Genomic DNA, 19165 nt, shown 5'->3' with positions numbered 1-19165 from the left:
CCCACGCCTTCCCATTCCGAACAGGACCGTGAAACGCCTTAGCGCCGATGATAGTGCAGATACCTGTGTGAAAGTAGGACACCGCCAGACGCCCCCTTAAACAAAGCCCAGCTTGAGACATCAAGCTGGGCTTTGTGCTTTGTGCGCGGCAAATGTAGCAAACGTTGCGGCCGCCATTCAATTCCCCATCTCGCCCCGCCGCTGATCCAACGGGGTCGCCCGCGAGGTGCGTGGCCGCGGCCTGCACAACGCCGCTGCGGCCAACCTTGTGGGCCGCAGCTTCTATCCGATTGCCATTCCCCGTGATGCGCTTTATTTGTCTGCCAAGCTCGGCGCAGTTCTCGCTTTCCGCTCGGGGTAGGGGGTTATCTGCTTGACTGGTTGCCCTCGTCTATTGAGCAGCCCATCTATCGAGGAGGCTAGGTCAATCACGAGCCATTTTGCTACGCCCCAGCGCCGCCATGACATCGCAACACCCAGCCCAAACCTGTTACAGCAGCCGGTTGAGCAGGCGGTCGAGGCGGATGCGTTTGAGGCGGCCGAGCAGGGTTTTGACTGCGGCCGGATAGTCGCGCAGCGTTTCCAGCTGGCGATAGTGTTGCAGTAGCTTCGTGTGACGGCGGATGTTGTCGAGCTCGGCGGCGGTTTGCTGCCGTAGTTGGCCAGCGGGATCATGCAGCAGCAGGCCGTTCTCAAGGTCGAGACGGAAGGCACGCGGGTTGAGGTTGTTACCGGTGACCAGCTGCCAGACCTGGTCGACCCAGATGCCCTTCAGGTGGTAGCTGTTGTGCTCGTGCTGCCACAGACGCAGCTGCAGCTTGCCCTGCGCCATCGCGCTCTGGTTGCGTTTGGCAAAGCGGCGCAGATTGCTCTCGTATAGGTAAGGCAGCGCCGAAATGACGCGGAATGGCTCGCTGGGTGGGGTGTAGAAGTCGTTGGCGGTCTTGTCGCCGACGATGATCTCGACCTGCAAGCCGTTTCTGATCTGTTTTTGCAGGATGCGCAGGATGCTTTTCGGCGGATTGAAGTAGGGCGTGCACAGGGTGATGCGGTGCTGGGCGCTGCCCAGTAGCTGTTCGATACGCTGGTTGAAACGGTTGTCCTTGCCGACGCCGCTCAGCGGCGTGATGCTGATGCGGCCGCGCTCGGCGGTTGTCGGCGCCGGCAGGTAGTCGTAGCCGGCCAGCCGTTGCCGCAGCGACTTGATGTCATCCTTGCCCGGGCGTGGCAGGCCGGCGACATCGAGGCGTTGCACGCCGGGGGAGGGCAGCAACTGCTGGCACAGGTAGTGCGAAAAGCTGTCGGCCAGCTTGCGGTCCCGGATCAGGTGGTAACGGTCGAAGCGGTAGCGCTCGCCGACATGCAGGTAGACGTTGTTGAGGCTGGCGCCGCTGTAAATCAGCCAGTCGTCGATCACGAAGCCCTTCAGGTGCAGTACGCCGAACAGCTCCCGCGTCTGTACCGGCACACCGTAGATGGGCACCTGCTCACGGCCGAAACGTGCGCTGAGCTCTTGGTACCACTGCGCATTGCCGGCTTGCTTGCCGGCGCCGATCAGGCCGCGCCGCGCGCGGTGAAAATCGACAAACACCCGGATGTCCAGCTGCGGTCGTTGCTGCTTGGCCTGATGCAGTGCCAGCAGGATCGACTCGCCGCCTTCATCGTGTTGCAGATACAGGCTGCACAAGTGGATACGCTGCTGGGCCTGCGCAATCTGCTGCAGCAGTTGCTGATGAAAGCTCTTGGCGTCGTGCAGCACATGGATGTTGGCCGCATCAACGGCAAAGCCGTTGCCGGCGGGTGCCGGACGGCGAGGGGAAAAAAGCGGCATGCTGGCGAATGGTGTCCGTGAAGGTTGCTGTTGCCATTGTGAATGAAAAAAGGCCGGAATGTTCCGGCCTTTTTGCGTGCATGGCGCTTATTTGCGGGTCTTGAATTCCTGCCACAGGCGGGTAGTCAGGCGCTGGATTTTCGGATCCATCGGCAGCATCACGAAGCTCTTGGCCATCACTTCCTTGCTCGGGAAGATCGATGGGTTGGCCAGGTTGGCCTTGTCGATGAACTTGCGTGCCGGCAGGCTGCCCGGCGCGTAGGTCACGGCATTGGCGTTGGCCGCAGCTACCTTGGCATCCAGGCTGTAGTTGATGAACTTGTAGGCGTTGTCGGCGTTCTTGGCGTCCTTCGGGATCACCATGCTGTCGATCCAGATGCCGACGCCTTCTTTCGGCACCAGTGCCTGCACCTTGACGCCGCTCTTCACTTCCACCGCGCGGGTACGGGCGATGTTGATGTCGCCGCCGTAGCCCAGCACCAGGCACAGCGAGCCGCCGGACAGTTCATTGATGTAGCCGGAGGAGGAGAAGCGGGTCACGTGCGGACGGATGCTTTTCAGTAAGTCGGCCGCGGCGCGGTAGTCGGCTTCGCTCTTGCTGGCCGGGTCCTTGCCCATGTAGTGCAGCACGATCGGGAATACTTCCGCCGGGGAGTCAAGCATGCTCACGCCACAGCTTTTCAGCTTAGCCGCGTGTTCAGGCTTGAACAGCATGTCCCACTGGTTGGCAGGCAGCTTGCCGCCCAGTGCCTTGGTGGCGCGGTCGGTGTTGATGCCGATGGTGTTGATGCCCCAGAAGTACGGTACCGCGAACTTGTTGCCCGGGTCGAACTTGGTCATCAGCTTCATCAGCTCCGGGTCCAGGTCCTTGTAGTTCGGCAGCTTGCTCTTGTCCAGTGGCAGGTACAGGTTGGCCTGGATCTGCTTGGCGAGGAAGGTGTTGGATGGCACGACGATGTCGTAGCCGGATTTGCCGGTCAGCATCTTGGCCTGCAGGATTTCGTTACTGTCGTAGACGTCGTAACGGACCTTGACGCCGGTTGCCTTCTGGAAGCCGGGGATGGTGCTTTCCGCGATGTAATCCGACCAGTTGTAGATGTTCAGTTCGTTGCTGGCAGCGACGGCGCTACCGGCGTAGGCGGCGCTGACGGCGCCCAGAAGCAGGGTGCGGGCAAATCGTTTCATTCAAGTTTCTCCTGGCGATGCGGTTCAGGTAATCGAACACGTTATTTTGACTGCAAAACGCTACTTAAAACCAGTGCTTATTAAACCCCCGCCGCCGGCCGGCCGGCAAGCCGCGACATGCGGCTGCCGGCTCAGGCCTGCTGCAGTAACTGCTGGCGTTCCCATGGTGTAATGGTACGCGCGAATGTCTGCCATTCAACCTCTTTCAGTGCGCAGAAGCTGGCCACGAACTGCGGATGCAGCAGCGGGTGCAGCGCCTGTTCGTCGCGCAGGGCAGCGATCGCCTGCGGCAGGCTGGCGGGCAGGGTGGCCGCCATGCCGTAGGCACTGCCGGACAGCGGCGCGCCGGGTGCAATGGCCTGCTCCATGCCAAGCAAGCCGCAGGCCAGCGTGGCGGCCATGGCGAGGTAGGGATTGCAGTCCATGCCGGGCAGGCGGTTTTCCACGCGCCGCGCCGCCGGGGTGCTGTCCGGCACGCGCAGGCCGCAGCTGCGGTTGTCGATGCCCCACTCGACATTGATCGGCGCCGCACTGTGCGGGCTCAGCCTACGGTAGGCGTTGGGGTTGGCCGCCAGCAGCAGCATCGCCGCCGGCAGGTAGCGTTGCAGGCCGCCCAGGTAATGCCAGAAGCGCGGCGCGGCGCTGCCGTCCGGCTGGCTGAACAGGTTGTGGCCGTGGGTATCGACCAGGCTCTGGTGGATGTGCATCGCACTGCCCGCATCGTCGGCGAACGGCTTGGCCATGAAGGTGGCCAGCAGGCCGTGGCGTGCGGCCAACGTTTTGGCGCTGCGCTTGAACAGGAACACCTGGTCGGCCAGGGCCAGCGCGTCGCCGTGTTGCAGGTTGATCTCGAACTGGCCATTGCCGACTTCACTGAGCATGGTGTCGCTGGCGATGTGCTGCTGCGCGCACAGCTGCTCCAGCTCGGCAAAGAAGGCGGCGTGGGCCGGCGCCTGATCCACGCTGTACGGCTGGCGCGTGGGGCTGAGCGGCTGGCCGTCGGCGGCGAGCAGGTAGAACTCGATCTCGGGCGCGACCACCGGCTGCCAGCCGCGCTGCCGGTAGGCAGCCAAGACGCGTTGCAGCACGTTGCGCGGCGCGAACGGGATCGGTTCGCCATCGGCGTCGAGACAGTCGTGGATCAGCTGCGCGACGCGCTGGCCGTTGCCGCTGTCCGGCTTCAGGTACAGGGTGCGCGGGTCGGCGCGCAGGCGCATGTCGGGGTCGCTGTCTGCGACCAGCTGCTGTTGCGGATCGCCGTCCAGGGTCTGGATCAGGCTGACTTGCGGGAAGCGCTGTTCGGCGCTGTCGAGATAGCTGTGGCAGGGAATGAGTTTGCCGCGCGCCTGGCCGTTGAGATCGGGAAACAGGCATTCGATGTGGCTGATGCGCTGGGCGCTCAGCCATTGCTGCAGATCGGACATGTCAGATACCTTTGCTGCGTGAGTTGTCGGGAGACGGACAATTCAGCGCGGGCGGCCGTAGGTGCTGAGCGGCTGCTCAAAGACGCCCAGCGGCAGCCGGATCTGGCTGCCGGCAACGGGCGTGGTGCAGCAATAGGGCATCGTGGACTCCGGGTGGCGGGTCGTGTGTCTATTTTTTTAACCTAAAAATCGCAAAAACGTCAATTTTATTTAACGATGGTCGCTGGTGGTGAGCGCCGGCGCCACACCTTGCTCATGGCGGCTACCGGCAAAATGTGCAAAAATCCGGTCAACTAACGATATTGCAGGTTTTGTCATGCTGGACCGGGACGGATACCGCCCCAATGTCGGAATCATCCTCGTCAATCATCATAACGAGGTGTTCTGGGGCAAGCGCGTGCGCGAGCACTCGTGGCAGTTTCCACAGGGCGGCATCAAGCCGGGCGAAAGCCCGGAAGCCGCCATGTATCGCGAACTGGAAGAAGAAGTCGGCCTGTTGCCGCAGCACGTCAAGATTCTGGGGCGTACCCGCGACTGGCTGCGCTACGACGTGCCCACCAACTGGGTGCGCCGCGAGTGGCGCGGCAGCTATCGCGGCCAGAAGCAGATCTGGTTCCTGTTGCGCCTCACCGGCCGCGATTGCGACGTGTGTTTGCGCGCCACCAACCATCCGGAGTTCGACGGCTGGCGCTGGAGCGACTACTGGGAACCGATCGACAACGTGATCGAATTCAAGCGCGACGTGTACGAGCGTGCGCTCACCGAGCTGATGCGCTTCATCAAGGGCGTGGAAAGCCGTGGCGAATATCTGGGGCGGGTGGCCGGCAGCCGGCACCGGCAACCGGACGGGAGCTAATCCTTGAGCAATCCGATGCCTTCGCGGCCACGCACTGCATTTGCAGGCGTGGCCGTTGTTGCTGCCTGGTCGGCATGGCAACCGGCCGACGTCGCGGTGTGGTGGATGGAGGCGCTGCCGGCGGTGCTGGGCCTGCCGCTGGTCTGGCTGCTGTGGTCGCGTTTTCCGTGGACAAGGTTGGCCGCATGGGCGATGGCGCTGCACGCGGTGGTGCTGCTGGTCGGTGCGCACTACACCTATGCCGAAACTCCGCTCGGCTTCTGGCTGCAGGACGCCTTCGACTTCAGCCGCAACCACTACGACCGCATCGGCCATATCGCGCAGGGCTTCTTCCCGGCGCTGCTGGCGCGCGAGGTGCTCAGCCGCAAGACGCCATTGCATGGCGGCTGGCTGGCCTTTCTCGCCACCTGCTTCTGCCTGGCCTTCTCCGCGCTGTACGAGCTGATCGAATGGTGGGCGGCGCTGGCGCTGGGCGCCGGTGCCGATGCCTTTCTCGCCACCCAGGGCGACCCGTGGGATACGCAGTGGGACATGTTCCTGGCCCTGTGCGGCGCCGTGCTGGCGCAACTCATTCTGACGCCGACCCACAACCGGCAGCTGGCCGCGTTGCGCGCGGCGCGCTACTGAATCTCTGAATAGACAAGCCATGACACAACAGAATTACGACGAATCCTCGGTCCGGGTACTCAAGGGGCTGGAGCCGGTCAAGGAACGACCGGGCATGTACACCCGCACCACCGACCCCACCCACATCTGCCAGGAAGTGATCGACAACGCCGCCGACGAGGCGCTGGGCGGCTTTGCGCGCAAGATCGCGGTCACCGTGCACCAGGACGGCTCGCTGAGCGTGGAAGACGACGGCCGCGGCATCCCGGTTGGGCTGCACCCGCAGGAAGGCGTACCAGTGGTGGAACTGGTGTTCACCCGCCTGCACGCCGGCGGCAAGTTCAACAAGAAGGACGGCGGCGCCTACGCATTCTCCGGCGGCCTGCACGGCGTCGGCGTGTCGGTGACCAACGCGCTGTCGACGCGGCTGGAAGTCGAGGTCAAGCGCGAGGGCGGTGTGCACCGCCTGGTGTTCGCCGGCGGCGACGTGATCGAGCCGCTGGCGCGCATCGGTGACTGCGGCCCGCGCACCAGCGGCACCCGCGTGCGGGTGTGGCCGGACGGCAAGTATTTCGAAACGCCGCGCTATTCGCTGGCGGAGCTGGAGCGCCTGCTGCGCGCCAAGGCGGTGCTGCTGCCCGGCGTGGCGGTGACGCTGACGGTGGAGCGCCCGGGTGGCGACGAGGTCAAGGTGTGGCAATACCCGGAAGGGCTGAAAAGCTATCTCGCCGAGCTGTGCAACGGCGACGAGCCGGTGGCGCCGCTGTTCGCCAGCGAGGCCTTCATCGGTGACGACCACGAGCAGTTCGCCCGCGGCGAGGGCGTGCAATGGGCAATGGCGTGGTTCGAGGACGGCGCCAGCGGCGAGAGCTACGTCAACCTGATCCCGACCCCGTCCGGCGGCACCCACGAGGCCGGCCTGCGCGCCGGCGTGTTCGAGGCGGTGAAGAGCTTCATCGACCACCACAACCTGCTGCCGCGCGGCGTCAAACTGATGGCGGAAGACGTGTGGAGCCGGGTGCGCTTCGTGCTGTCGGCGAGGGTGCTCGATCCGCAGTTCCAGGGCCAGACCAAGGACAAGCTCACCAGCCGCGACGCACTGAAACTGATCTCCGGCCTCGCCCGCGACCCGGTAGAGCTGTGGCTGAACCAGCACGTGGAAGCCGGCAAGAAGATCGCCGAGCTGGCCATCCGCCAGGCGCAGAGCCGCCTCAAATCCGTGAAGAAGGTGGAGAAGAAAAAAGGCTCCGGCGTGGCGGTGCTGCCGGGAAAACTCACCGACTGCGAGAGCGAGGACATCGAGCGCAACGAGCTGTTCCTGGTGGAGGGCGACTCCGCCGGCGGCTCGGCCAAGCTGGCGCGCGACAAGGAGTACCAGGCCATCCTGCCGCTGCGCGGCAAGGTGCTCAACAGCTGGGAAACCGACCGCGACCAGCTGTTCTCCAACGCCGAGATCCACGACATGGCGGTGGCCATCGGCGTCGATCCGCACGGGGTCGACGATACCCCGGACCTGTCCGGCCTGCGCTACGGCAAGATCGCCATCCTGTCCGATGCCGACGTCGACGGCTCGCACATCCAGGTACTGCTGCTGACGCTGTTCTTCCGCCACTTCCCGCGGCTGATCGACAACGGCAACATCTACATCGCCCAGCCACCGCTGTTCCGCGTCGACGTGCCGGGGCAGGGCAAGAACCGTCCGCCGCGCAAGCTGTACGCGCTTGACGAGGGCGAGATGACCGCCATCCTCGACCGCCTGCGCAGCGAGGGGGTGAAGGAAAACGCGTGGAGCATCTCGCGCTTCAAGGGTCTGGGCGAGATGAACCCGGAACAGCTGAAGGACACCACCATGAACCCGGATACCCGCCGCCTGTCGCGAGTGCGGGTGCGCGCCGGTGCCTTTGCCGAAACGCGCGACATGTTCGTGATGCTGATGGGCAAGGGCGAGGCCTCCAGCCGCCGCAGCTGGATGGAAGCCAAGGGCAACGAGGTCGAAGCCGACATCTGAGCCGGTCGTACATCGCCAAGGTTGGCCGCAACCCCGTCCGGGCTTGCGGCCTTTTTCGTGCTGGCGGGGGTTACCAGTAGTAGCCGGTGGCGAGCACCAGTCGATCGCGCTGATCGCGTTCCAAGGAGAGTCTCACGTCGTAGTCCTTGCCCAAGGCCCGGCGGGCTTCTACCGTGCTGATGCTGTGGCTGGGTTTGCCAGAGGTGATGGGCTTGCGCCACTCGTAACTCATTCTGATGCCGAGCTCGCTTGTCGGTCGGAACAGGATGGTGCTGCTGAGTCTGGCAAAAGCATTGTCGTAATCAGGGGAGCTCTCCTGGACTGCACCGCCGGCATAAACCGAGGCGAACCACTTGCTGCCAAGTTGATGCCCAAGGCCAATGTCGCCTTGCAGTCGTCCCACCAGACAATGCCGGCAGGACAGGCGATCCTGCTCCACGCCGGCTTTCAGTTTCCAGCCAAAACCCCGATCGCCAGGCAAGCCAGTGACGGCCGGGTTGACGCTATCAATCGTTATCAGGTCAAGCTGGCGCAAGGAAAGTTTGCCCTGCTGATGCTCCAGCTGAACTTCCCCCATGCTCAGTGCACCATTCTTGACTTGGGCGCTACCCGCATCAAGGGCATCGTAATACGCGGGCCTTAATCGCAGGAGCTGGCTGTTATGACCGGCATCGGTGTGGACTATCCCTAGTTGAACCCAGCTGGGGGAACGTCCCCTTTCTGGCGAGCCACTCTGCTGAGCGGTGACATCTGGCGTGCCTGGCGGAAGCATTAAGCGTGCAGTCAGGGCTGAGAAATATTCAGGCGGTGCCTTCTTGTTCTGTTCGCTGCTATCTCTTGCAAGGTTGAATTGGTAGTAATCTATCAGGGTATCAATAACCGCCTGCTTTTTTTCCATTGGCAAAGCGTTTAGCTCGGGGGTTTCAAGTATTGCTGTTTTGTCACTGATGCGGCTGATAAGACGTTGTTCCTCATGGGAGAGTGAGCTGTATTTCTCGTACAACCGCGACTGTCTGGATGGGTGGTAAATCGCGTTGGCTATAAGTGGCTGCCCCTCAAGCCGGGTATCGGCTAATTTCTGGATCAGAGTTTGCGGGATAAGCCATGGTTGGTTGCCGGGAACGACTCGGATACCATCAACGATCTGGAGCAATTCAGCGGCACGATAGGCGCAATTGCGCTGGAAAAAATAATAGACATACCGTTTCCGCATCACCTCCCACGAGTGGGCAACAACCATCTGTACGGCGGCTTCAGAGAGGTTTAGACGATACTCCCAAAGATCTCGCAGCTCTTTTTCGCCATAGGTGGAAGTATGGAAATGGAACTCGATCGGGCTGAAACCTCCGTCATAACCACCACTGATGCCCTTGACGATATAGCTTATCGGGTCATCCTGTTTATCGAGGATGGCGCCAAAATTCAATGTCAGATCAAGCAATCGCGAATTTTCGGCGTTCTCTCGGTCGTTGAATTTCAGAAAAATATGACCGTAGTAGGATGCCGGGTTGCCGAGGTAGCCGTTGGCAAAGACCAGGCTCACCGAGTCGATTTTTTTCTCGTGTGACCAAGCCGAAAACTCAGGACAAGCCAGCGGCTGTAATTGTGCTTTTTTCTCAGGCAGTTTTTCCAGAAGCCAGATTAAGCGGGCAGGAAAGCGGCATTTGGCGTGCTGGTCGGGCTGATCTGTGGGGGAAGCAAGCAGGGCGTTGATTGTGGCTTGCAGTTCGGACTCAGGATTGGTGGTGCCATCTTTTGCCAGAAAAAACTCAGGGCTGTGTATGGCACTTCTGAGTCCACTGGGACTGCTGCTGTCAGCTTCGTACAAGACTAGTTTTTGCCACATAGCCGACTGTGCCAGCGAGGACAACTCGCTGGCCGAGGCATTAACGGTCTGGCAAAGACCGCAGAGCAGGATAGTGGCGAAATTGAAGAGAGTGCAGACTGAAGGTTTCACGGTGGCTTTTCATGAAAACCCCCGGCATAAGCCGGGGGTTTGTCTTTCTTGACTGGCTGAAGTGCGTAGGTACAAGCAGCCGGTTCATTGCTTGTTACACGGCACACGCGTGGTTGGCCGCGCTCTCTATGATATTGTAGAGCTGACCGGCGTGGCCAAGCTGGGACTGCTCGGCGTAACCCGGCATTGCAACCGCTTGGCCCAGGCCGCTACGAGCAGTAGTGATTGCCTGCTGACGTTGCCCTGCGCCGCATTGGAACATGTCCAGTGCTGCCGTCAGGTGCTTGCCCTCGCCGCGGGCCAGTTCTTCTGCTAGTTGCTCGTGAGTGTCACGAATGAACAGTGCAACTTTGACTTTCTTACCGGAGCAAGTTTGCGGGCTGAGGGTTGCGGAAGTAACAGCAGTAATACCCACGTCCCAGATGACGTTAGAGCTGACGGCTGCCCAGTGGGTGTTCGGGAACAGTGCGGCACCAATGCCGCAATCGGTGAATGGGTTCGGACCAGAGCCTGGTTCTTTGCTGCCGGAGTCGGCGAAGCTGGCTACGCTGAAGGTAGATGCCAAGATGATTGCAGCTGTGTTCAAGACGAATTTACGCATATTTTTCTCGTGTGATTTTGGTTAAACGCATTCATTTTTTTGAATGCGTTTCTATTATGCCATATGTTTTTATTGTGAAATAATTGCATCTTATATAAATTTTTATAGTTGGCCATCACAAAACCACCTTGATCAACATCAATTTTGCGAGGTCATTTCACAGGTGGTGGCAGTTAATTTATATAGTTTATAGACATCATCAACTGGCATTCTCATCTCCTTCGCTCAGGCCGGCGACGGCTGGCTACAATTCGGCTATAGCCCCCCACGAGAAGCATCATGTCCCGTCTGCTCTACCTGCAGTCCGGCGGCCCCACCGCCGTGCTCAACAGCTCCGCCCAGGGCGTGATCGAAGCCGCGCGCGCGCAGGGCGTGGCGGTGTGTGCCGCCGCCGACGGCCTCGCCGGGCTGCGTGCCGGGCGGCTGCTGGATCTGGACGCCGCCAGCGCCGCCGATATCGCCCGCCTCGGCAGCCTGCCGGGCGCCGCGTTCGGCAGCAGCCGCGACATCCTGGCGTCGTTCGCGGACGATGCCGCCGGCTGGCAGCAACTGGCCGAGGTGCTGCGTCGCTTCGACATCGGCCAGGTGCTGCTTAACGGCGGCAACGGCTCGATGGAGACGGCACGGCTGCTGCAGCAGCTGGGCGAGCGTTTCGCGCTGCCGCTGCAGGTGGTCGGCATCCCGAAGACCATCGACAACGATCTGGAAGGCACCGATTTCAGCCCCGGCTATCCGTCGGCGGCGAAGTATCTGGCCAGCAGCCTGCGCGAGGTGACGCTGGACGTGCGCAGCATGGCGCAGCAGCGGGTGTTCATCATGGAGACCATGGGCCGTCACGTCGGCTGGCTGACCGCGGCCTGCGCGCTGGCGGCCTTGCCGGGCGAGGCGGCGCCGCTGTTGCTGCTGCCGGAGGTGGCGTTCGACGAGGCGCGGCTGCTGGCGGCGGTACGGCAGCGGCTGGCGGCCAGTGGCTGCTGCGTGATCGCGGTGTCGGAAGGGCTGCGCCATGCCGACGGTCGTTTCGTCGCGCAGCTGCACGCCGATGCGGTGTACGGCCACGAGCACCTCGGCGGTGCCGGCATGTGGCTGGCGCAACGGCTGCAACAGCAGCTGGGGGTGAAGGCGCACGTGGCGCTGGTGGACTGCCTGCAGCGCGCGGCGCGGCATCTGGTGTCGGCGGTCGATGCGCAGCAGGCTTACCGGCTGGGGCAACAGGCGGTGGCGACGGCGCTGGCCGGGCAGGGCGGGGTGATGTTGGCGCTGCAACGGCAGCAAGGCGCCGCCGGCACCGACTGGCAACTGTCGCCGCTGCCGCTGGCGGCGGTCGCCAACCGCGAGCGCGCGCTGCCGGCGGACTTCATCGCCGCCGACGGCCTGTCGGTGACGCCGGCGTTTGTCGCCTACCTGCGGCCGCTGCTGCAGGGTGAACAAGCGCTGGCCTTTGCCGACGGCCTGCCGGACTTGCGCTGTCCGGCGTGGCCGCCGCTGCTGCCCTGATGTTGCGCGGTGCTTAGGCCTGCGCGGTGGTGCCCAGCTTCGCGCGCAGGCGCTTGGTGACGTTCACCATCGCCTGCAGCGCGGCCTCGGTTTCCGGCCAGCCGCGTGTTTTCAGGCCGCAGTCCGGGTTCACCCACAGCCGTTCGGCCGGGATCACCTGCAGCGCCTTGGCCAGCAGCTTGTCCAGTTCGGCTTCGCCCGGGATGCGCGGGCTGTGGATGTCGTAGACGCCGGGGCCGATCTCGTTCGGGTACTGGAAGCTGCCGAAGTCGCGCAGCAATTCCATGTCCGAGCGCGAGGTCTCGATGGTGATCACGTCGGCGTCCAGCGCGGCGATGGCCGGCAGGATGTCGCCGAATTCCGAGTAGCACATGTGGGTGTGGATCTGGGTGCTGTCGTCGACGCCGGCGCAGGACAGGCGGAACGCCTCGCCGGCCCAGGCGAGATACGCATCCCAGTCGCCGCGCTGTAGCGGCAGGCCTTCACGCACCGCCGGCTCGTCGATCTGGATCACCTTGATGCCGGCGTTTTCCAGATCCAGCACCTCGTCGTTGATCGCCAGCGCGATCTGGCGGCACACCGCGCTGCGCGGCAGGTCGTTGCGCACGAAGCTCCACTGCAGGATGGTGACCGGGCCGGTGAGCATGCCCTTCACCGGGCGCGGCGACAGGCTCTGCGCGTACACCGCCCAGCGCACCGTCATCGGCGTTGGTCGCGCCACGTCGCCGTAGATGACGGGCGGCTTCACGCAGCGACTGCCATAGCTCTGCACCCAGCCGTATTCGGTGAAGGCGAAGCCGGCCAGCTGCTCGCCGAAGTACTCCACCATGTCGTTGCGCTCCGCCTCGCCGTGCACCAGCACGTCGATGTCGAGCAGCTCCTGCTTGCGGATCACCAGTTCGATCTCCGCCTTCATCGCGGCTTCGTAGCTGGCGGCGTCGAGTTCGCCACGCTTGAACGCGGCGCGCGCGGCGCGGATCTCGCTGGTCTGCGGGAAGGAGCCGATGGTGGTGGTCGGCAGCAGCGGCAGCTTGAGCCACGCGTGCTGCAACGGCGCGCGCTGTGCGAACGGGCTGGCGCGGCGGTCGCTGCCGGCCGGCAGTGCGGCCAACCTTTGTGCCACCTCGGCACGGTGGATGCGCGGGCTGCTGCGGCGCTGCTCGCGGGCGTAGTTGCTGGCCGCCAGCTCGTTCTCGATGCTGGCGCGCCCCTGTTGCAGGCCGCGCTTGAGCAGTTTCAGTTCGTTCAGCTTCTGCACCGCGAACGCCAGCCAGCTCTTCAGGTCGACATCGAGCTGGCCTTCCTGCGCCAGGTCGAACGGGCTGTGCAGCAGCGAGCAGCTCGGCGCCAGCCACAGCCGCTCGCCCAGCTGCGCGTGCAAGGCCTCGGCCTGCTGCAGCACGGCGTCGAGATCGGCACGCCAGATATTGCGGCCGTCGATGACACCGGCGGACAGCACCTTGTCCTGCGGCCAACCTTGTACGAAGGTCGCCAGCTGTTGCGGCGCGCGCACCAGATCCAGGTGCAGGCCGGCCACCGGCAGCGCCTTCAGCAGTTCGGCGTGCTCCGCCACGCTGCCGAAGTAGGTGGCCAGCAGCAGTTGCAGCGGGCTGGCCGCCAGCTCGGCGTAGGCGGGGGCGAACGCCGCCAGCCACTCGGCCGGCAGGTCCAGCGCCAGGATCGGTTCGTCCAGCTGCACCCAGTCTACTTTTGCGGCATTGAGGGCCGCGAGCAGGTCCTGATAGGTTTGCAGCAGCGCCGGCAGCAGTGTCAGGCGGTCAAAGGCGGCGCCCTTGCACTTGCCCAGCCACAGCAGGGTCAGCGGCCCGATCAGCACCGGCTTGCTCTTGATGCCCAGCGCCTGCGCCTCGGCGATCTGTGCCAAGAGCGGCGCCGGGTTGGCCGCAAAGGCGGTGTCGGCGTGCCACTCCGGGACCAGGTAGTGGTAGTTGCTGTCGAACCACTTGGTCATTTCGATGGCGTGCTGGCTGCTGTTGCCGCGTGCCAGCTGGAAATACTGCGCGCTGGAAAGCTTGGCCGCATCGAAGCCGAAGCGGCGAGGGATGGCGCCGACCAGTACCTGTGCGTCGAGCACGTGGTCGTACAGCGAGAAGTCGCCGACCGGGCTGATGTCGAGGCCGGCGCCTTTTTGCAGCAGCCAGTGCTTCTGGCGCAACTCGCGCGCGCCGGCCTGCAGCGCGGCGTCGTCGATTTCGTTTTTCCAGAACTTCTCGACCAGGAATTTCAGTTCGCGCTTGGCGCCGATGCGGGGGAAGCCGGCAAGATGAATAGTGCTCATGTTGGAGTCTTTCTGTATGAAATTTGTGCATTGATCATGCGATAATCATCGACATGAGACAAATTCATTATTTTGCTACTTCACATGAGGCTGATTCATGAGCCAGAGCCTGCTGGAACTACGCCACCTGAAGACGCTGCTGGCGCTGGCCGACACCGGCAGCGTGTCGCAGGCGGCGAAACGGGTATTCCTGACACAATCGGCGCTGTCGCACCAGATCAAGGCGCTGGAGGAGCACTACGGCCTCAGCCTGTTCGAGCGCAAGACACAGCCGCTGCGCCTGACGCCGGCCGGCGAGCGCTTGCTGCTGCTGGCGCGCGAGGTGCACGCCCGCATCAGCGCCGCCGAGCGCGATCTGGCGCGACTGCGCGAGGGCGAGGCCGGCGAGCTGCGCATCGCGGTGGAGTGCCATACCTGTTTCGACTGGCTGATGCCGGCGATGGACAGCTTCCGCCAGCACTGGCCGGCGGTGGAGCTGGATATCGTCTCCGGCTTCCATACCGATCCGGTGGGCCTGCTGCTGACCGGGCGCGCCGATCTGGCGATCGTGTCGGAGGCCGAGGCGCATCCCGGCGTCGCACACCAGCCGCTGTTCGGTTACGAGATGGTGGCCATCGCCGCCCACGATCACCCGCTGGCGGCGCAGAAGGTGTGGCACGCCGAAGATTTTGCCGCCGAGACGCTGATCAGCTACCCGGTGCCGGACGCGATGCTGGACCTGGTGCGCAAGGTGCTGAAGCCGGCCGGCATCAACCCGGCGCGACGCACCTCGGAGCTGACCATCGCCATCATCCAGCTGGTGGCCAGCCGCCGCGGCGTGGCGGCGCTGCCGTTCTGGGCGGTGAAACCGTACCTGGAACGCGGCTACGTCAGCGCCGCGCGCATCGGCGAGGCCGGCCTGCACAGCGAGCTGTACGCCGCGCTGCGCAGCGACGACGCCAACCTGGCCTATATGCACGACTTCCTCGCCACGGTGCGCGAGCAGAGCTTCGCCACCTTGCCGGGGCTGAGTGTGCTGGGCTGACATGACTGGCATGCTTGCGGCCAACCTTGCGCCAGTCGCGCAAGGTTGGCCGCAGGGTGGGCTGCAATATGGACAGATTCAGCGCCGCAGCAGCGCCTTTTCCGCCTCGATCAGCAGGAAGGCGAGCACGCCGCTGGCCGCGATCAGCCCCCAGTGCGAGAGCGCCGGCGAGGCGGTGCCGAACAGGGCGTGCAGCCACGGCAGGTAGCTGAACGCCAGCTGCAGCAGCAGCAGGATGGCCACGCACCACAGCGCGATGCGGTTGCCGCCCAGCACGCGCAGCGTCAGCGCGCTGCTGTGCTGGTGGCGGCTGTTGAACAGGTAGGCGATCTCGATCGCCACCATGCTGTTCACCGCCAGCGTGCTGGCCAGCGCCTGCGAGTGGCCGCCGTCCAGCGCCCACAGGTACAGCGCGAACGGCAACGCCACCATCAGCGCGCCGACAAAGGCCAGCCGCCACACGAACAGCGCGTCGATCAGCCCGGCCTGCGGCGGTCGCGGCGGGCGCCGCATCACGCCGCGCTCGGTCGGCTCGAAGGCGAAGGCCAGCGCCAGTGTCACCGCCGACACCATGTTCACCCACAGGATCTGCACCGGGCTGATCGGCAGCGCCACGCCGAACAGGATGGCGGCGATGATGATCAGCGCCTGGCCGACGTTGGTGGGCAGGATGAACAGGATGGCCTTTTTCAGGTTGTCGTACACGGTGCGCCCCTCGCGCACCGCCAGCGCCAGCGTGGCGAAATTGTCGTCGGTGATCACCATCTCCGCCGCCTCCTTGGCCGCCTCGGTGCCCTTGCCGCCCATGGCGACGCCGACGTCGGCCTGCTTCAGTGCCGGGGCGTCGTTGACGCCATCGCCGGTCATCGCCACCACCTCGCCGTTGTGCTTCAGCGCGGCGATCAGGCGCAGCTTGTGTTCCGGGCTGGCGCGGGCGAACACGTCGATGTCGCGCACCGCCAGCGCCAGCGCCGCGTCGTCCAGCGCGTCGATGTCGCTGCCGCTCAGCGCGCGCAGCCCGTCGCCGATGCCGAGACGGCCGCCGATGGCGGCGGCGGTGCCGGCGTGGTCGCCGGTGATCATCTTGATGCGGATGCCGGCGCTCTGGCACAGCGCCACCGCGCGCGCGGCTTCCTCGCGCGGCGGGTCGATCATGCCGACCAGGCCGAGCAGCAGCAACTGGTCCTCGGTGTCGGCAAAGTCCAGCTCGCTGCTGCAGTGCGCCTGGCGACGTTCGGCGATGGCCAGCACGCGGTAGCCGTCGCCGGCCAAGGCTTGCGCCTGCTGTTGCCAGAACGCCAGTTCGAGGCTGGTGTGGCCGTGTTCCTGCTGCTGGTGGCTGGCGCGCGCCAGCAGCACCTCCGGCGCGCCCTTGAGCAGGATCAGGCGGTGGCCGTCGTGGTCGTGGTGCAGGGTGGCCATGAAGCGGTGTTCCGATTCGAACGGGATGGCGTCCTGCCGCGGCAGGCTGTGCTGCAGGCTGGTCAGCGGCAGCTGCGCCTTGTGCGCCAGCGTCAGCAGCGCGCCTTCGGTGGGGTCGCCGCTGAGCTGCCACTGGCCGGCGACGTGTTGCAGGCTGGCGTCGTTGCACAGTGCCGCGGCGCGCAGCAGCGCGTCGAGCGGGGCGTGCTGGCCGTAGTGCAGCGGCGCGTCGCCGTGGAACAGGCCGCCTTCCGGTGCGTAGCCGACGCCGCTGACGCGCAGCTGGCGCTCGCGGGTGACGATGCGGCCGGCGGTCATCTCGTTGCAGGTCAGGGTGCCGGTCTTGTCGGAGCAGATCACCGTCACCGCGCCCAGTGTCTCCACCGCCGGCAGCTTGCGCATGATGGCGCGCTGGCGGGCCATGCGCTCGACGCCGATTGCCAGCGTGATGGTGACGATGGCGGGCAGCCCTTCCGGAATCGCCGCCACCGCCAGCCCGACGCCGGCCATGAACATGTCCGGCCAGCTGTGGCCGCGCCAGTACACGCCCAGCAGCAGGGTGACGCTGGCCACCAGCAGCGTGGCACCGGTCAGCCAGCGCGCGAACTGGTCCAGCTGCCGCATCAGCGGCGTGACGTTGTCGCCGACCTGATCGAGCATGGCATTGATGCGACCAAGCTCGGTGTCGCGGCCGGTGGCGATCACCAGCCCGCGCGCCTGGCCGAAGCAGACCAGGGTGCCGGCGTAGGCCATGTTGCGGCGCTCGGCCAGTGGTGTCGCCGCCGGCAGCGCGGCAAAGTCCTTGCTCACCGGCAGCGATTCGCCGGTCAGCGCCGCCTCGTCGACGCGCAGCGAGCGACCGTCGAGCAGGCGCAGGTCGGCCGGCACCTTGTCACCGCTTTGCAGCAGCACGATGTCGCCGGGCACCAGCGTGCTGGCGTCGACATCGTGGCGCTCGCCGTCGCGGATCACCGTCGCCTGCAGTGCCAGCATGTTGCGGATCGCCGCCAGCGCGCTCTCGGCGCGCCCTTCCTGGATGGTGCCGATCACGGCATTGATCAGCACCACGCCGAAGATCACCGCGCTGTCGACGTAGTCGGCCAGCAGCAGGGTGCCGAGCGCGGCGGCGAGCAGCACGTAGATCAGCAGGTTGTGGAATTGCAGCACAAAGCGCAGCCACAGGCTCTTCGCGGCCGGCTGCGGCAGGCTGTTGCGGCCGTAGCGTTGCAGCCGTTCCGCCGCGGCGTGCTGGCTGAGGCCGTCGTCGCTGCTTTGCCAGTGCTGCATCACCTGGGCGGTGTCTTCGGCATGCCAGTGCGGGGCGGGTGTTGCAGGCTTCATGGGCGGGCTATCCTTGAGTGAACTGCACGCAGTGTAGAGTGGCGCGGCCGGTGCATGGTTTCCATGCCGGGACATGTTTTGACGGATCGCAAAGATTGCCGCAAAACTTTGCGCAGCCGGCGGCGTCAGTGCGATGATCTGCCCGCTTGGGCATGCTGTTTGCTGATGGCATGTTAACGCCGGCCACGGCCGGCGTATCGAATTAAGAGGAATGCGGTGATGATGAAAAAAATTCTGCTGGTGCTGGATAGCGGCGACAGCGCGCTGCTGGCGCGTGACTATGCGCTGCAGCTGGCCAAACGGCACCAGTGCGCACTGACGGCGCTGGCGCTGATCGACGGTGCCCCGCTGCTGGAAGGCGAGGCGATGCCGCCGGGGGGCTTTGCCTACCGCATGGCGCGCGACGCCAGCATGGAGCAGCGCTGGCTGGACAATGCCCGTGGCCTGCTGGACGGGGTGCGCGATCAGGCTGGCGAGCTGGATGTGGCGCTGGCCAGCGTGCTGGCCGAGGATGGCCGCCCGGAAGACGAGCTGGTCCGGCATGCGCCGCTGCACGATCTGCTGGTGGTGTCCACCGACAGTCACCTCGGCGAGAGCGAGCGCCCGCACGACAGCCGCTGGCTGGAAAACTACCTGCTGAACCCGGCGCGGCCGATGCTGCTGTTCTCGGCCGATACCGTGCTGCCAGAGCATCCGCGTTGCGTGGTGCTGGCCTACGACGGCAGCCCGTGCGCCGCCCGTGCGCTGCAGCAGTTCGTGTTCCTCGGCCTCGCGCATGACCTGCCGCGCAAGGTGATCGCCAATCACACCGATCCACAGGAAGCCGAGCGTCTGGCCTGCGAAGGCGCCGCCTATCTCGCCGGCCACGGCCTGCCGTCGGAGCCGGTGGCGCTGACCGCGCGCGGTTCCAATTCGCAGATCCTGATTGCCGCTGCAGACAGCCACGGTGCCGCGCTGCTGGTGATGGGCGCCTTCGGCCACAACAGCTGGAAGGAGCGCCTGTTCGGCTCCACCACCCGCACGCTGATGAAACACTGCCACGTGCCGCTGCTGATGTTCCACTGAGCGGCTGCCGCGGCAACGAAAAAGCCACCGTCAACGACGGTGGCTTTTT

The 19165-nt window shown here is 64.7% G+C and carries 13 protein-coding genes and 1 rRNA gene; 7 read left to right on the top strand and 7 right to left on the bottom strand.

Going from position 1 to position 19165, the window contains the following annotated elements:
• Positions 1 to 90, top strand: a 5S ribosomal RNA gene (rrf, locus tag C8E02_RS17840); the annotation flags it as partial.
• Positions 91 to 490: 400 nt separating this feature from the next.
• Here rrf and pssA read toward each other — a convergent pair.
• From pssA to C8E02_RS15455, 3 genes are all read right to left on the bottom strand, one after another.
• Positions 491 to 1831, bottom strand: a complete 1341-nt coding sequence (gene pssA / locus C8E02_RS15465; RefSeq protein WP_120812213.1) for a CDP-diacylglycerol--serine O-phosphatidyltransferase — start codon at positions 1829 to 1831, stop codon at positions 491 to 493.
• 87 nt (positions 1832 to 1918) lie between these two features.
• Entirely contained in the window at positions 1919 to 3016 is a 1098-nt protein-coding gene (locus C8E02_RS15460) for a polyamine ABC transporter substrate-binding protein (protein WP_120812210.1), read from the bottom strand.
• Positions 3017 to 3147: 131 nt separating this feature from the next.
• Positions 3148 to 4440, bottom strand: a complete 1293-nt coding sequence (locus tag C8E02_RS15455) for a glutamine synthetase family protein (protein ID WP_120812207.1) — start codon at positions 4438 to 4440, stop codon at positions 3148 to 3150.
• Positions 4441 to 4756: 316 nt separating this feature from the next.
• On the opposite strand from C8E02_RS15455, the gene C8E02_RS15450 reads away from it, so the two are divergent.
• From C8E02_RS15450 to parE, 3 genes are read left to right on the top strand one after another with little or no spacing between them, the layout of a single operon-like run.
• Positions 4757 to 5296, top strand: a complete 540-nt coding sequence (locus C8E02_RS15450) for an RNA pyrophosphohydrolase (RefSeq protein WP_047968362.1) — start codon at positions 4757 to 4759, stop codon at positions 5294 to 5296.
• Positions 5297 to 5311: 15 nt separating this feature from the next.
• Positions 5312 to 5923, top strand: coding sequence for a DUF2238 domain-containing protein (locus tag C8E02_RS15445; protein WP_120812205.1), 612 nt, complete (start codon positions 5312 to 5314; stop codon positions 5921 to 5923).
• Positions 5924 to 5942: 19 nt separating this feature from the next.
• Positions 5943 to 7910 carry a DNA topoisomerase IV subunit B gene (gene parE, locus C8E02_RS15440; protein WP_120812202.1) on the top strand — a complete coding sequence of 656 codons (1968 nt, stop codon included), beginning with the start codon at positions 5943 to 5945 and terminating at the stop codon, positions 7908 to 7910.
• 70 nt (positions 7911 to 7980) lie between these two features.
• On the opposite strand, the gene C8E02_RS15435 is transcribed toward parE, so the two are convergent.
• Both C8E02_RS15435 and C8E02_RS15430 read right to left on the bottom strand, forming a co-directional pair.
• A complete protein-coding gene (locus C8E02_RS15435) occupies positions 7981 to 9867 on the bottom strand; it encodes an Lnb N-terminal periplasmic domain-containing protein (RefSeq protein WP_147424508.1) in 1887 nt (628 codons plus the stop codon).
• Between the two features lie 94 nt (positions 9868 to 9961).
• Positions 9962 to 10468, bottom strand: coding sequence for a DUF3015 family protein (locus C8E02_RS15430; protein WP_120812197.1), 507 nt, complete (start codon positions 10466 to 10468; stop codon positions 9962 to 9964).
• A gap of 279 nt (positions 10469 to 10747) precedes the next feature.
• Here C8E02_RS15430 and C8E02_RS15425 point away from each other — a divergent pair, with 279 nt between their 5' ends.
• Positions 10748 to 11965, top strand: coding sequence for a 6-phosphofructokinase (locus C8E02_RS15425; protein ID WP_120812194.1), 1218 nt, complete (start codon positions 10748 to 10750; stop codon positions 11963 to 11965).
• A 13-nt stretch (positions 11966 to 11978) separates the two neighbouring features.
• On the opposite strand, the gene metE is transcribed toward C8E02_RS15425, so the two are convergent.
• On the bottom strand, positions 11979 to 14264 hold the full coding sequence (gene metE, locus C8E02_RS15420) for a 5-methyltetrahydropteroyltriglutamate--homocysteine S-methyltransferase (protein ID WP_120812192.1): 2286 nt from the start codon (positions 14262 to 14264) through the stop codon (positions 11979 to 11981).
• A gap of 97 nt (positions 14265 to 14361) precedes the next feature.
• On the opposite strand from metE, the gene C8E02_RS15415 reads away from it, so the two are divergent.
• The gene (locus C8E02_RS15415) at positions 14362 to 15288 is read left to right on the top strand and encodes a LysR family transcriptional regulator (protein ID WP_120812189.1); all 927 of its coding nucleotides are present in this window, start codon (positions 14362 to 14364) and stop codon (positions 15286 to 15288) included.
• A 78-nt stretch (positions 15289 to 15366) separates the two neighbouring features.
• Here the strand turns inward: C8E02_RS15415 and C8E02_RS15410 are convergent, their stop codons facing one another.
• Complete coding sequence (locus tag C8E02_RS15410; protein ID WP_120812187.1) at positions 15367 to 18051, bottom strand: cation-transporting P-type ATPase; 2685 nt, start codon at positions 18049 to 18051, stop codon at positions 15367 to 15369.
• 219 nt (positions 18052 to 18270) lie between these two features.
• Here C8E02_RS15410 and C8E02_RS15405 point away from each other — a divergent pair, with 219 nt between their 5' ends.
• Positions 18271 to 19116: a universal stress protein gene (locus tag C8E02_RS15405; protein WP_120812184.1), complete on the top strand. Its 846-nt coding sequence runs from the start codon at positions 18271 to 18273 to the stop codon at positions 19114 to 19116.
• The last annotated feature ends 49 nt before the right edge of the window (positions 19117 to 19165 follow it).

Source organism: Vogesella indigofera, assembly GCF_003633895.1.
Classification (GTDB): Bacteria; Pseudomonadota; Gammaproteobacteria; order Burkholderiales; family Chromobacteriaceae; genus Vogesella; species Vogesella indigofera.
This window is presented reverse-complemented; position numbering and strand designations above follow the sequence as displayed.

Bases quoted from the DNA above. Each gene is read 5' to 3' on its own strand.
- pssA (WP_120812213.1), bottom strand. From the start codon at position 1,831: ATGCCGCTTTTTTCCCCTCGCCGTCCGGCACCCGCCGGCAACGGCTTT.
- C8E02_RS15445 (WP_120812205.1), top strand. From the start codon at position 5,312: ATGCCTTCGCGGCCACGCACTGCATTTGCAGGCGTGGCCGTTGTTGCT.
- C8E02_RS15425 (WP_120812194.1), top strand. From the start codon at position 10,748: ATGTCCCGTCTGCTCTACCTGCAGTCCGGCGGCCCCACCGCCGTGCTC.
- C8E02_RS15405 (WP_120812184.1), top strand. From the start codon at position 18,271: ATGATGAAAAAAATTCTGCTGGTGCTGGATAGCGGCGACAGCGCGCTG.
- C8E02_RS15415 (WP_120812189.1), top strand. From the start codon at position 14,362: ATGAGCCAGAGCCTGCTGGAACTACGCCACCTGAAGACGCTGCTGGCG.
- C8E02_RS15410 (WP_120812187.1), bottom strand. From the start codon at position 18,051: ATGAAGCCTGCAACACCCGCCCCGCACTGGCATGCCGAAGACACCGCC.
- C8E02_RS15450 (WP_047968362.1), top strand. From the start codon at position 4,757: ATGCTGGACCGGGACGGATACCGCCCCAATGTCGGAATCATCCTCGTC.
- parE (WP_120812202.1), top strand. From the start codon at position 5,943: ATGACACAACAGAATTACGACGAATCCTCGGTCCGGGTACTCAAGGGG.
- C8E02_RS15460 (WP_120812210.1), bottom strand. From the start codon at position 3,016: ATGAAACGATTTGCCCGCACCCTGCTTCTGGGCGCCGTCAGCGCCGCC.
- metE (WP_120812192.1), bottom strand. From the start codon at position 14,264: ATGAGCACTATTCATCTTGCCGGCTTCCCCCGCATCGGCGCCAAGCGC.
- C8E02_RS15430 (WP_120812197.1), bottom strand. From the start codon at position 10,468: ATGCGTAAATTCGTCTTGAACACAGCTGCAATCATCTTGGCATCTACC.
- C8E02_RS15455 (WP_120812207.1), bottom strand. From the start codon at position 4,440: ATGTCCGATCTGCAGCAATGGCTGAGCGCCCAGCGCATCAGCCACATC.